Annotated in this window: 10 protein-coding genes; 8 read left to right on the top strand and 2 right to left on the bottom strand. The window is 72.9% G+C overall.

Translation table 11 applies throughout. From position 1 onward, the window contains the following. Positions 1–150 precede the first annotated feature (150 nt). From IE290_RS00370 to IE290_RS00345, 6 genes are all read left to right on the top strand, one after another. Positions 151–3,138, top strand: a complete 2,988-nt coding sequence (locus IE290_RS00370; protein WP_191242471.1) for an FAD-binding and (Fe-S)-binding domain-containing protein — start codon at positions 151–153, stop codon at positions 3,136–3,138. 10 nt (positions 3,139–3,148) lie between these two features. Next, complete coding sequence (locus IE290_RS00365; protein ID WP_191242470.1) at positions 3,149–4,930, top strand: thiamine pyrophosphate-requiring protein; 1,782 nt, start codon at positions 3,149–3,151, stop codon at positions 4,928–4,930. Then, a complete protein-coding gene (locus tag IE290_RS00360) occupies positions 4,927–6,027 on the top strand; it encodes an enolase C-terminal domain-like protein (RefSeq protein WP_191242469.1) in 1,101 nt (366 codons plus the stop codon). The genes IE290_RS00365 and IE290_RS00360 overlap by 4 nt, the downstream gene beginning before the upstream one ends. Positions 6,028–6,030: 3 nt before the next feature. Further along, positions 6,031–7,089 carry a glucose 1-dehydrogenase gene (locus tag IE290_RS00355; protein WP_191242468.1) on the top strand — a complete coding sequence of 353 codons (1,059 nt, stop codon included), beginning with the start codon at positions 6,031–6,033 and terminating at the stop codon, positions 7,087–7,089. Between the two features lie 5 nt (positions 7,090–7,094). Then, positions 7,095–8,906 (top strand): glycoside hydrolase family 15 protein, encoded by a 1,812-nt coding sequence (locus IE290_RS00350; RefSeq protein ID WP_191242467.1) that lies wholly within the window; start codon positions 7,095–7,097, stop codon positions 8,904–8,906. Between the two features lie 208 nt (positions 8,907–9,114). Further along, positions 9,115–9,945, top strand: coding sequence for an MFS transporter (locus tag IE290_RS00345; RefSeq protein ID WP_229874312.1), 831 nt, complete (start codon positions 9,115–9,117; stop codon positions 9,943–9,945). Between the two features lie 107 nt (positions 9,946–10,052). Here IE290_RS00345 and IE290_RS00340 read toward each other — a convergent pair whose 3' ends face one another. Beyond that, the gene (locus IE290_RS00340) at positions 10,053–10,787 is read right to left on the bottom strand and encodes a PaaX family transcriptional regulator C-terminal domain-containing protein (protein ID WP_191242466.1); all 735 of its coding nucleotides are present in this window, start codon (positions 10,785–10,787) and stop codon (positions 10,053–10,055) included. Between the two features lie 55 nt (positions 10,788–10,842). Between IE290_RS00340 and IE290_RS00335 the strand changes: the two genes are divergently transcribed. Both IE290_RS00335 and IE290_RS00330 read left to right on the top strand, forming a co-directional pair. After that, entirely contained in the window at positions 10,843–11,523 is a 681-nt protein-coding gene (locus IE290_RS00335) for an enoyl-CoA hydratase/isomerase family protein (protein ID WP_191242465.1), read from the top strand. Beyond that, positions 11,520–12,365 (top strand): SDR family oxidoreductase, encoded by an 846-nt coding sequence (locus IE290_RS00330; protein ID WP_191242464.1) that lies wholly within the window; start codon positions 11,520–11,522, stop codon positions 12,363–12,365. The genes IE290_RS00335 and IE290_RS00330 overlap by 4 nt, the downstream gene beginning before the upstream one ends. Before the next feature lie 702 nt (positions 12,366–13,067). On the opposite strand, the gene IE290_RS00325 is transcribed toward IE290_RS00330, so the two are convergent. After that, on the bottom strand, positions 13,068–13,508 hold the full coding sequence (locus IE290_RS00325; protein ID WP_191242463.1) for a DUF6314 family protein: 441 nt from the start codon (positions 13,506–13,508) through the stop codon (positions 13,068–13,070). Positions 13,509–13,605 lie beyond the last annotated feature (97 nt).

The following is a 13,605-nucleotide window of genomic DNA, read 5'->3' as shown; positions in this document are numbered from 1 at the left end:
ATCGTTTGCGTCAAGCATGTGATCGATTCTGGTCCGAGCGCGGTGAACCGCTGTTGAGCCGACGCAATCTTGCCGATCGACGTTTGCGTCACGCAAACCAGGCTAACCCCAGGGACAGGTGACACCAATCGCCCGCCACGGGGAGGGGCCATGACCACAGACCTCCCGGACCCGGTGCTCCGGCCGGCTCCGGCCGAGGTGGACGTCGCCGGCCTGGAGAGCGCGCTGCGCGCCCGCGTCGACGGCGAGGTGCGCTTCGACGCGGGCACCAGGGCGGCCTACTCGACCGACGCGTCCAACTTCCGGCAGGTGCCCATCGGTGTCGTCGTGCCCCGCACGCCGGAGGACGCGGCCGAGGCGGTCGCGGTGGCGCGCGACCACGGCGCGCCGGTGCTCTCCCGCGGCGGGGGCACGAGCCTGGCCGGGCAATGCACCAACACCGCCGTCGTGCTCGACTGGTCCAAGTACTGCCACCGCGTCGAGTCCGTCGACACCGCGGCCCGCACGTGCGTGGTCGAGCCGGGCATCGTGCTCGACGAGCTCAACCGCCGGCTCGCCCCCACCGGACTGCGGTTCGGCCCCGAGCCGGCGACGCACATGAACTGCACGATCGGCGGGATGATCGGCAACAACTCCTGCGGCGCCACCGCGCAGCGCACCGGCAAGGTCGTCGACAACATCGCCGCGCTGGAAGTGCTCTGCTACGACGGCACGCGCTTCTGGTGCGGGCCCACCAGCGACGAGGAGTACCGCCGCATCGAGCGCCGGGGCGACCGGCGCGCCGAGATCCACCGCCTGCTCCGGCGGCTGCGCGACACCTACCAGGACCGCATCCGCGCCGGATTCCCGGACATCCCGCGCCGGGTCTCCGGGTACAACCTCGACTCCCTGCTGCCCGAACACGGTTTCGACGTCGCCGGGCTGCTGGTCGGCAGCGAATCCACTCTGGTGACCGTGCTGCGCGCGAAACTGGAACTGGTGCCCGTCCTGGGCCACCGCACCCTGGTCGTGCTCGGCTACCCCACCGTGGACAAGGCCGCCGACGCCGTGCCCGCGATCCTGCCGCACCAGCCAGTCGCCCTGGAGGGCCTGGACGCCAAGCTCATCCGCGACGAACGGATCAAGCACCTCAACCCCGAGGCGCTCACGCACCTGCCCGGCGGCCGCGCCTTCCTGATGGTGCAGTTCGCCGCGGACACCCCCGAGAAGGCCGAGGCCGATGCGCACGGCCTGCTCGACGCCCTGCGCGACTCCGACCACCACGCAGACGTCGCCGTCCTGGACGACCCGGACCGCGAAGCCGAGCTGTGGCGGGTCCGCGAGGCAGGCCTGGGCGCCACCGCGCACCTGCCCGGCAGGCCCGACACGTTCGAGGGCTGGGAGGACTCCGCCGTCGCGCCCGGCCGGCTCGGCGACTACCTGCGCCGCCTGTCCGCTCTTTACCAGGAGTTCGGATACGCGAGCGACACCGGGCCCAGTCTCTACGGCCACTTCGGTCAGGGGTGCGTGCACACCCGCATCCCCTTCGACCTCTACAGCGCGGGCGGGGTCGCGACCTACCGGAAGTTCCTGGAACGCGCCGCCGATCTGGTGGCCGAGTTCGGCGGCTCGCTGTCCGGCGAGCACGGCGACGGGCAGACGCGCGGCGAACTGCTGCCGCGCATGTTCGGCGCGGACCTGGTGCGCGCGTTCGGGCAGCTCAAGGCGATCTTCGATCCGGACGACCGGATGAACCCCGGCAAGGTGGTCGCGCCGCGCCCGCTGGACGCCGACCTGCGGCTGGGCGGCGACTGGTCACCCGCCGATCCGCAGCACCTGTACTTCCGCTACCCCCACGACGGGGGCTCGTTCGCCGAGGCCGCCAACCGCTGCGTGGGTGTCGGCCGGTGCCGGCAGCGGGTCACCGAGGGCGGCCAGGTGATGTGCCCGTCCTACCAGGTCACCGGCGAGGAGGAGCACTCGACGCGCGGCCGGACCCGGCTGCTGTTCGAAATGCTCGACGGTCACGGCGACGGCCCGCTCACCGGCGGCTGGCGCTCGGCGGAGGTCCGGCAGGCGCTCGACCTGTGCCTGGCCTGCAAGGGGTGCAAGACCGACTGCCCGGCCAACGTCGACATGGCGACCTACAAGGCGGAATTCCTCGCCCACCACTACCAGCACCGCCCGTGGCGGCGGCCCCGCTCGGACTTCTCCCTGGGCTGGCTGCCGCTGCTCGCCCAGGCGGTCTCCCGCGCCCGGCTGGCCCCGGTGGTCAACGCGGTGACGCACACTCCGGGGCTGTCCCGGCTGGCCACCGCCGCGGCCGGTGTCGAGAACCGGGAACTGCCCCGGTTCGCCGCGGAGAGCCTTCAACGGTGGTTCGCCCGCCGCGGCCCGCGGGGCAGCGGTGCGCGCGGCACGGTGCTGCTGTGGCCGGACACGTTCACCAACCACTTCCACCCCGCCGCCGGGCGCGCCGCCGTGGAGCTGGCCGAAGCGGCTGGCTGGCGGGTGGAGGTGCCGCAGGAGGCGCTGTGCTGCGGCCTGACCTGGATCTCCACCGGTCAGCTGGCCACGGCGAAACGGGTGCTGCGCCGCACGGTGCGCGCGCTCGCGCCGCACCTGCGCCGGGGCGGGCTCGTGCTGGGCCTGGAACCCAGCTGCACCGCAGTGTTCCGCGGGGACGCGCCGGAACTGTTCCCCGGCGACCACGATGTGCGCCGCCTGCGCGGGCAGACCGTGACTCTCGCCGAACTGCTCACCGCGCACTCCCCCGGCTACCGGCCCCCGTCGCTGGCCGGGACGGAGGCGCTGGCGCAGGTGCACTGCCACCAGCACGCGGTGCTGGGCTGGGACGCCGACGAGGAGCTGCTGCGCCGCTCCGGCGCGACCGTGCGGCGCCTGGACTCGGGCTGCTGCGGGCTGGCCGGCAACTTCGGGTTCGAGCGGGGGCACCTCGAGGTGAGCGAGGCGTGCGCCGAGCGGGTGCTACTGCCCGCGCTGCGGGCAGCGGACCCCCGTGCCGTCGTGCTCGCCGACGGTTTCAGCTGCCGCACCCAGATCCACCAACTCGACAGCGGCGGTCACGAGGGCGTGCACCTGGCTGAGCTGCTCGCCGCCGCGCACCGGCGAGGCACGGGCGGCGCGCCCGTGCGGTGAGGAGGACAGCATGTCCGGAACGGTCGGCGACTACCTGCTGCAGCGCCTGCGGGAGTGGGACGTCGAGCAGGTGTTCGCCTACCCCGGCGACGGGATCAACGGCATCGTCGCCGCGTTCGGCAAGGCGGACAACAAGCCTCGCTTCGTCCAGGCCCGTCACGAGGAGATGGCCGCGTTCGAGGCGGTGGGGTACGCCAAGTTCAGCGGGCACGTCGGGGTGTGCATGGCGACCTCGGGGCCGGGCGCCATCCACCTCCTCAACGGGCTGTACGACGCCAAGCTCGACCACGTCCCGGTGGTGGCGATCGTCGGGCAGACCGCGCGCAGCGCGATGGGCGGGTCCTACCAGCAGGAAGTGGACCTGCAATCGTTGTTCAAGGACGTCGCCGGCGAGTACCTGGTCGAGGTCAACGTCGCCGAGCAGCTGCCCAACGCGCTCGACCGCGCCATCCGCACCGCCCACGCCCAGCGCTGCCCGACCGCGCTGATCGTTCCCGCGGATCTGCAGGAAGAGCCCTACACGCCGCCGAAGCACGCGTTCAAGCAGGTCCCGTCCAGCCCGCCGGGCCTGCCGCGCAGCGCTCCGCTGCCCGACGAGGACGAGGTGCGCCGGGCCGCCGACGTGATCAACTCGGGGCAGCGTGTGGCGATCCTGGCCGGGCAGGGCGCGCGCAACGCCGCCGCCGAGGTCCGCGAGATCGCCGAGCTGACCGGCGCCGGCGTGGCGAAGGCGTTGCTGGGCAAGGACGTCCTGCCCGACGACCTGCCGTACGTGACCGGGTCGATCGGGCTGCTGGGCACGCGCCCGAGCTACGAGATGATGCGGGACTGCGACACGCTGCTGATCGTCGGCTCCAACTTCCCCTACACCCAGTTCCTGCCGGAGTTCGGGCAGGCGCGGGCGGTGCAGATCGACATCGACGGCCGGTTCATCGGCCTGCGCTACCCCACCGAGGTCAACCTGGTCGGCGATGCCCGTGCCACCCTGCAGGCCCTGCTCCCCCTGGTGCACCGCCAGACCGGCCGCTCCTGGCGCGAGACGATCGAGAACAACGTGCGGTCCTGGTGGGAGACCGTCGAGCGGCAGGCTCGGGTGGCGGCCCGGCCAGTGAACCCGATGCGGGTGGTCAGCGAGCTGTCGCAGCGCATCCCGGGCAACGCCATCGTCACGTCTGACTCCGGCTCCGCCGCCAACTGGTACGCGCGCAACCTGCGGATGCGGGAGGAGATGCGCGGCTCGCTGTCGGGCACCCTGGCGACGATGGGGCCGGGCGTGCCGTACGCGATCGGCGCCAAGTTCGCCTGCCCGGACCGGCCGGTGATCGCGCTGGTCGGGGACGGCGCCATGCAGATGAACGGCTTGGCCGAGCTCATCACCATCTCCCGCTACCGGCAGTTGTGGCCGGATCCGCGGCTGGTCGTGTGCGTGTTCCACAACAACGACCTCAACCAGGTCACGTGGGAGCTGCGCGCGATGGGCGGCGCGCCGAAGTTCGAGGAGTCCCAGTCGCTGCCCGACGTCGACTACGCGGCGTTCGCCCGCGGCCTGGGCCTGGACGGCGTCCCGGTCGACGACCCGGAACGGCTCGGCCCCGCGTGGGACCACGCGCTGGCCGCCCAGGGCCCGGTCCTGCTCGACGTGCGCTGCGATCCCGAGGTGCCGCCGATCCCGCCGCACGCGACGCTCGAGCAGGTCCGCTCCGTCACCGAGGCGGTGCTCAAGGGCGATCCCGAGGCGTTCCACCTGATCGCCCAGGGCGTGAAGACCAAGGCACAGGAACTGCGGCCGTGACCACCACCCCGATCGAGTCCGTCCAGGCGCGGGCCTTCCGGATCCCCACCCCCGCCCCGGAATCCGACGGAACGCTGACCTGGGACAGCACGACGATGGTGGCCGTGCACGTCACCGCGGCGGGCGCCACCGGGCTCGGCTGGACCTACGCCGACGCCTCCTGCGTGCCGCTGATCCACCACACGCTCGCCCCGGCGATCCTCGGCCAGGACGTGCTCGACGTGCCGGCGCGCTGGTCGGCGATGCAGCGGCGGATCCGCAACCTCGGCCGTCCCGGGCTGGTGTCGTGCGCCCTGTCCGCGGTCGACATCGCCCTGTGGGACGCCGCCGCCCGCGTGCTCGGCGTCGCGGTGAGCCGCCTCCTCGGGCGCGCGCACGAGGAGGCGGCCCTCTACGGCAGCGGCGGCTTCACCAACCAGAGCACCGGCGAGCTGCGCGACCAGCTGCGGCAGTGGGTGCACCAGCGGCGCATCCCGCGGGCGAAGATCAAGATCGGGCAGGACCGGGGCCACACGATCGAGCGCGACCTCGCCCGGGTCGCCTCGGCCCGCGAGGTGATCGGCGGCGCCGAGCTCTACGTCGACGCCAACGGCGGCTACACCCGTGGGCAGGCCCGGCGGGTGGCGCGCATGCTGACCGAGCACGACGTGCTCTGGTTCGAAGAGCCGGTGTCCAGCGACGACCTGGACGGGCTCGCCGAACTGCGGCGCACGGCCACGGCGGACATCGCCGCCGGCGAGTACGGCTACGACCTCGTCTACTTCGGACGGATGGTGGCCGCCGGCGCGGTGGACTGCCTGCAGATCGACGTCACCCGCTGCGGCGGCTACACCGAATGGCGGCGAGCCGCCGCGGTGGCCGCGGCGGCCGGGCTGGAGGTGTCGGCGCACTGCGCACCGAACCTCTCCGCCCACGTCGCGGTCGCCACCCCGAACGTGCGCCACCTGGAGTGGTTCGCCGACCACGACCGCATCGAATCGGCCTTCCTCGACGGCGCCCTCGACCCCGCCGGCGGCCGGGTGCGGCCCGACCCGGGAGTTCCGGGGCACGGGATGGCCCTGCGGACCGCGGACCTGCAACCCTACCGAAAGGACTGACCCGTGCGTGCCCTCACCGTCGTGCCCAGCCGTCCCGGCTCCCTGCGGGTGGCGGACGTGCCCGACCCCGAACCCGGACCCGGCGACCTGCTCGTCCAGGGTCTGGCACTGGGCGTGTGCGGAACCGACAAGGAGATCGCGCGCGGCTCCTACGGCCGGCCGCCCGAAGGAACCGACCGGCTGGTGCTCGGCCACGAATCGCTCGGCCAGGTGCGGCAGGCGCCGCCCGGCAGCCGGTTCCAGCCCGGCGACCTCGTGGCCGGTGTGGTGCGCCGGCCCGATCCGGTGCCGTGCGGCGCGTGCGCGCGCGGCGAGTTCGACATGTGCCGCAACGGCCGCTACACCGAACGCGGCATCAAGCAACGACACGGCTACGGCAGTGAACTGTGGACGGTCGAAGAGGACTACGCGGTGCCGGTGGACGCGCGCCTGGAACGGTCCGGGATGCTGATGGAACCGACGACGGTCGTCGCCAAGGCGTGGGAACAGGTCGAGCGCGTGGGCGCCCGCGCCTGGTTCGCGCCGAGGCGGGCGCTGGTGACCGGCGCCGGGCCGATCGGGCTGCTAGCCGCCCTGCTCGGGGTGCAGCGCGGGCTCGACGTGCACGTCCTGGACCGCCTCACCACGGGTCCGAAACCGCGGCTGGCCGAGGCGCTGGGCGCGACCTACCACGCCGACCCCGCCGACCAGGTCGCCGAGCGCCTCGAACCGGACGTCGTGATCGAGGCGACCGGAGCGGGCACTGTCGTGTTCGACGTCATGCGGCACACCGCCGCCTACGGGATCGTGTGCCTGACCGGGGTGTCCGCCGCCGGCCGGACGCTGGCGGTGGACGCGGGCGCGGTCAACCGCGAGATCGTGCTGGAGAACGACGTCGTCCTCGGTTCGGTCAACGCCAACCTGCGCCACTACCACCAGGCCGCGGACGCGCTGGCCAAGGCGGACTCGGACTGGCTGGACGGCCTGATCACGCGCCGGGTGCCGCTGGCCCGCGCGCCCGAGGCGTTCACCGGCGGCGAGGACGACGTGAAGGTGGTCGTCACCCTCACCGGCGAGGGGTGAGCGCGATGGCACCGATCGAGGACTACGCCCTGCTCGGGGACCTGCACACCGCCGCACTGGTGTCCCGCCACGGCGGCATCGACTGGCTGTGCCTGCCCCGCTTCGACTCCCCCGCCTGTTTCGCCGCCCTGCTCGACGACGAACGCGCCGGGCAGTGGCAGCTCGGCCCCGCGTCGGCCGTCGAGGCGACCCGGCGCGCCTACCGCGGCGACTCCCTGGTGCTGGACAGTGAGTGGGACACCCCGGACGGCACGGTCCGGGTCACCGACTTCATGCCGCCGCGCGCCGAAGCACCGGACGTGGTCCGGATCGTGGAGGGCGTGTCCGGGCGCGTGCCGATGCGCTCGACGCTGCGCCTGCGGTTCGACTACGGCTCGATCACGCCGTGGGTGCGCCGCGATCAGGACCGGCTGGCCGCGGTCGCCGGACCGGACGCGGTCTGGGTGCGCACCCCCGCGCCGGTGTCCGAACGCGACGGTGTGATCAGCGGCGAGTTCACGGTCACCGCCGGGGAGCGGGTGCCGTTCGTGCTCACCCACCGGCCCTCGCACCTGCCCGCCCCGCGGCGCGTGGACCCGGACACCGCGCTGGCCGGCACCGAGCGGTTCTGGGCGGGCTGGATCTCCCGCTGCACCTACCGGGGCCGATGGGCGCCGGCCGTCCGGCGCGCCCTGCTCACGCTCAAGGCGCTCACCTACGACCCCACCGGCGGGATCGTGGCGGCCGCGACCACGTCCCTGCCCGAACAGCTCGGCGGGCCCCGCAACTGGGACTACCGCTACTGCTGGCTGCGCGACGCGACGTTCACCCTGCAGGCGCTGCTGGGCACCGGGTTCACCGCGGAGGCGCGCGCCTGGCGGGAATGGCTCGTCCGCGCCATCGCGGGCGATCCGGCCAAACTGCAGATCATGTACGGGCTGGACGGCACACGACGGCTCCCGGAGACCGAGCTGGACTGGCTGTCCGGGTACGCGAAGTCGGCACCGGTGCGCGCGGGCAACGCGGCCGCGGGCCAGTTCCAGCTCGATGTGTGGGGCGAGGTGCTCGACGGACTGCACCTGGCCCGGGAAGCGGGCCTGCCGACCGAGCACGTCGCGTGGGACGTGCAGCGCGCCCTGCTGGATTTCCTGGAAGGGCACTGGGACCGGCCCGACAACAGCCTGTGGGAGGTGCGGGGTCCGCGGCGGCACTTCGTGCACTCCAAGGTGATGGCCTGGGCCGGGGTCGACCGGGCCGTGCGCACCGTGGAACGGCACCACCTCGACGGCCCGGTGCGCCGGTGGCGGGCGCTGCGCGACCGGATCCACGCCGAGGTGTGCGAGCACGGCTACGACCGCGAGCGCGCGACCTTCACCCAGTTCTACGGCTCCCGCGGGCTGGACGCGGCGCTTCTGCTGATCCCGCGCGTGGGTTTCCTGCCCTGGACCGATCCGCGCGTGCGCGGCACCGTGGCGGCCGTGCGCCGGGAACTGTGCCGCGACGGGCTGCTGCTGCGGTACGACCCGGACGCCGACGGCCGGGTGGACGGCCTGCCCGGCGGCGAGGGCAGCTTCCTCGCCTGCAGCTTCTGGCTCGCCGACGCCCTGCACGGCGCGGGCGAGACCGCCGCGGCCGAGGAGCTGTTCGAGCGGCTGCTCGAGCTCCGCAACGACGTGGGCCTGCTCAGCGAGGAGTACGACACCACCCACGCGCGGCAGCTGGGCAACACGCCGCAGGCGTTCAGCATGGTCGGGCTCGTCAACAGCGCACGGCACCTGTCCGGCAGCCGCACCACCACGAACGCCACCCGCGGGGAGCAGGACCTCGGCGAGCGGTGACCGGGCCTGCGCACTGCCGAGGACCTTGTAACAGGTGCTACATTCGTGCGTGTGACGGGCTCGCAGCCGGGTCGCTGGGTGGTGTTGGTGGTGCGGATCCCGGCCTCGCCCTCGCGGCACCGCGTCGCGGTGTGGCGGGAGTTGCGGCGGGTCGGGGCGTTGTGGGCAGGGCGCCGCCGCGGCGGCCTTCTCCCCCGCCGCCGGGGCGCTGGTCGCCCGGCTGTCCCCGGCGGCGCGGCAGGGCCGGGCGTTCGGCGGATACGGCGCCTGGAAGGGCCTGGGCTACACCCTCGGACCGGTGCTGGGTGGGGTGCTGATCACGGTCGGCGGGTTCGGGCTGCTGTTCGGGGTGCTCGCCGGGCTCGCGGCGCTGGCCGCGCTCTGGGCGGCGCTGGCCGTTCCGGCGGTGCCGCCGTTGCCGCGAGAGCGCCAGACGGTGGTCGACCTGGCGCGGCGGCTGGGCCGGGCCAGTTTCCTCGGCCCGACCGCGACGCTGGCCGCGGCGACCGGGGCGCTGGCCGTGGGTGTCGGTTTCCTGCCGGTGACCGGGGCGGCGGCCGGGCTCGGCCCGCTGGCGACCGGGGCGGCGGTGTCGGTGCTGGCGGTGTGCTCGGCGCTGGTGCAGCCCTGGGCCGGACGCGCCCGGGACGCCGGCCGCCTCCGCGACCGGACGGGCATGGCCCTCGGTCTCGGGGCGACGGCGGCGGGCCTGACCGTCGCGGCACTGGTACCCGGCCTGGGCGGTGTGCTCGGCGCGGCGGTGGTCATCGGCACCGGCGTCGGGCTCGCCACCCCACTCGGGTTCGCGCACCTGGCCGCCACCACCCCACCGGAACGACTCGGCCAGACCATGGGCGCCGCCGAGGTCGGCCGCGAACTCGGCGACGCGGGCGCCCCGCTCCTGGTCGGGGCCGTGGCCGTGGCGTCCTCACTCGGCGGCGGACTGATCGCCCTGGCCGCGGTCGTGGCCGTCACGGGCGGCGTGGTGGGCGCGGTGGGCGCGAACAGCCGCGCAGTGGGCGAGGATCGCGGATCATGAGCGCCGGGCCGGTGGCACCGCACATCCCGCGGAGGACAACTTCGCCGTCGGTCTCACCTGATCAACGCCGCGATCGACGTCCACCACGACGAGCCGTGCGAGCTCACTCACGTGACTCCCGTCCCGCCAGGCACTGGGCCCCAGGTTTGCGTCCGGTACTCGTCGTACGCCGCGCGGAGAGCGTCGCCCGGCCAGTCGGCGGGGGACAGCTCCGGGGGGAGCAGTGGGTCGGACTGCAGGTGGCGCACCATCGCTGCGACGAGCGTGAAGCGATCGGCGGGATCGGACGTGCCCGGCAGGGCCTTGAGCAGCCGATGGCCGTGGGCCGCCCAGCTCTCGAGGTCCCAGAGATCAGCGGCCAAGGCGGCGGGGTCGCCGAGGGGACGGGCCTCGAAGCACTCCGAGATCGCGGTCAGCTCCTCCGGCCACCCGCGGAGCAGGTTGGCCGGCCGGGTCCACACGCCCTCGCGCAGCTCGGCCACCCGCAGCGACTGCAGCTGGGTGCGCAGGGCGGCGCGGTCGGCGGCACTGCGTCCCGCGGTGGTCACGATCGCCATCTCCCAGCTGCCACGCCATTCCCGGGTCTGGGGATGGTGGACCGCGTCGACCTCGCGCTGACGCTCCAGCAGACGCTCGCTCAACGTGTACGCCGTGGCGTCGCGCACCAGGTCCCCGCGCGCGACCATCCGGGAGAGGGCGGCGCGCGTCGCCGTCTCGGTGAACCCGAGACGTTCCATGTTCGCGACCAGCTCGGCCGCGGTGAGCCGTGGCGGATGCAGCGCCAGCAGCGTCGTCAGCACCGCGGAGCGGGCGGACACGGGGCGCAGGAGAAGCTCGGCCATGTCACCATCATTACACATCTGGCGCGACTGTCGAAAAGATGCAATGCTCGGCGGCGTGACCGAGCTGACCCGCCGTGGGGACGTCTTCGTCCTCGACATCAGTGACACACCCGACGACGACCACCGCTTCACCTTCGAGCGGATCGCGGCCCTCGACGCCGCACTGACCGAGGTGGAGAGCAGCGACGGCGCCGCCGCTCTCGTCATCACCGCACAGGGGAAGTTCTTCTCCAACGGCCTCGTGCCCGAGCTCTTCGGCGAGGCGGAGTACACCCCGGCGTACCAGCGGCTCGTCGCGCGCTTCCTGGTCTCCGAGGTGCCCACCGTCGGCGCGCTCAACGGCCACTGCTACGCCGGTGCGCTGCTCTTCGCGCTCGCGTTCGACGAGCGGATCGCGCGCACCGAGCGCGGATTCCTGTGCCTGCCCGAGGCCGCGATCAAGGTCCCGTTCACACCCGGCCTCGCCGCGCTCGCCATGGCGCGTCTCGCGCCGCAGGTCGCCCACCGCGCGATGATCCTCGCGCACCGGTTCGACGCCGAGTCGGCGCTCGAGGCCGGCCTCGTCGACGCCATTGTGCCGGTCGAGGAGCTCCTCGACACCGCCGTCGCGCGTGCAGCCGAACTGGCGCCGCTGCGTGGCCCCGTCCTCGGCGCCATCAAGAACACGCGGTACGCCGGGGTTGTCGAGGCCCTGCACCGCAGCGACAAGCTCACCACCATGGAGGCAACCGCATGACCACCCGGAAGCGTCTCGAGGGCCGCACCATCCTGATGTCCGGCGGCAGCCGGGGCATCGGTCTGGCTATCGCCATCGCCGCCGCGCGCGAAGGGGCGAACGTGGCCCTCCTCGCGAAGACCGACACCCCCGACCCGCGCCTTCCCGGCACCATCCACACCGCTGCTGCAGACATCGAGGCGGCCGGGGGCCAGGCCCTGCCGATCGTGGGCGACGTGCGCGATGAGACCTCCGTGGAAAGCGCCGTCGCCGCGACCGTCGAGCGCTTCGGCGGCATCGACATCGTGATCAACAACGCCTCGGCCATCAACCTGGCCAAGACCACCGAGCTGCCGGTGAAGCGATTCGACCTGATGATGTCGATCGAGCACCGCGGCACGTTCCTGCTGACCTCCAAGGCGCTCCCCCACCTGGTCAAGGGCACCAACCCGCACATCCTGACCCTGTCGCCGCCGCTCAACATGAAGCCGAAGTGGCTCGCCGCGCACCCCGGCTACACGCTGGCGAAGTACGGCATGTCGCTGCTCGGCCTCTGCTGGGCGGAGGAGTACCGCGCAGAGGGCGTTGCCTCGAACACGCTCTGGCCCGAGACGCTGATCGCGACCGCGGCGGTGCAGAACCTCCTCGGCGGCGACGCCGCGATGGAGAAGTCACGGAAACCCGAGATCATGGGCGATGCCGCCGTCGAGGTGCTGGTCCAGAACTCGCGTTCCTGCACGGGCAACAGCTTCATCGACGTCGACGTGCTCCGGTCGGCAGGGATCACCGACCTCACGCCGTACGGCGGCAACGGCGAGCTCGAGTACGACGTATATGTCGACCCGCCGACGGAGCGCGCCTGACTCGTCGCGGGCGTCGCCCAATCGCCCCAGAGGCGCCCGACGCAACATCCTCATGTCACGACCTCGGTACCGATCAGCCAGAAGTCCCAGTCGTGCGGCGCGCCCGACCTCCGGATGGCGAACGCGTAGTTGTTGACCTGCCCGAACTCGCTCATAGTGAGTCGCATCGGGCGCTTGAGCTCGACGACGAGGTGCCGGGTACGTTCGGTCTCGGGCAGGGCGGGAGAACACTCTGTCCACCCAGCCCCGCTTGCCGGAGCGTCAACGGGTTCGAGGCGAACTCCACGTCGCCGCGTTCGGTGCTCAGCGTGCGCACGACGCAGGTCACCCCGCTCTTCGAGAGCGCCAGGCTCCACTCGTCGCCGAAGACACAAGGCTCGTTCACCAGCATTGGGTGAAGCTGGTCGATGGTCTGCGGATTGCGACGATGGCCGCGTAGTGCAGGAACTGATCGGCCAGCCAGATCCGACCCGCGCGCTCCGACTCGCCGCCGGTGAGCAGTCCACCTCATAGCGCGATGGAGCACCGCGTTCGCGCCTTCGGCGCAGCGCCCCTCCCCCCGCGCCGAAGGCACCTCTTGCACTGCACTGACCACGCTGGAAGGCGCGTGAAACGGACGCCTCATGACTGCTGATCGAGGGCCCCGGAGGCACATCGGCGCGGCAGGCGTCGACGCACGATGCTGCCGGTACGCGGGAACCGTCAGCACACGCGCTCGTAGGTGGTCTCGATGACGTAGTCCTTCTGCGGCCCGGTGACCCGCATGCCCACGGTGAAGCGGTTGTCCTCAGGGAACTCGTAGTGGCCGGCGTAGGTGTCCTGGCCGCAGAGGTGCACATCGGACGCGGCGACTCCGTCGAACCGGAGCACGTGCAACGTCCGAGGCGGCCCGGGCTCGGCGAAGCAGATGCGGATCAACCCCGGCTCCAGCCGGTAGTGGTACTCGCGGTAGACCTCGAGCGTCTGCCCGCCGTCCAGGGTGAGCCGCCCGTCCTCCCGGTAGTGCAGCAGATCCGGCCCGGCCGCGTGGAAGCGGGCCGATCCGGTCATCCGTCCCACGCCGGGGAGGTTCCTGGTGATCGTCCACTGCCCCGGCAGGGCCGCGAACAGCCGCGCCGCGTCGTCGCTGGGCGAGACATCCATGCGGCCAGCATGCCCCCGGGGCGACGGACCGGGCCACGCGGCCGCTCCTGACGGACACGACCGCAGCCAATCCGCGGGAGCCGGTGAGCAGGTCGAG

It is taken from the genome of Amycolatopsis deserti (genome assembly GCF_014653945.1).
Taxonomy (GTDB): domain Bacteria; phylum Actinomycetota; class Actinomycetes; order Mycobacteriales; family Pseudonocardiaceae; genus Amycolatopsis_E; species Amycolatopsis_E deserti.
The sequence above is the reverse complement of the archived record's forward strand: the minus strand, read 5'-3'. Positions and strand labels throughout refer to the sequence as shown.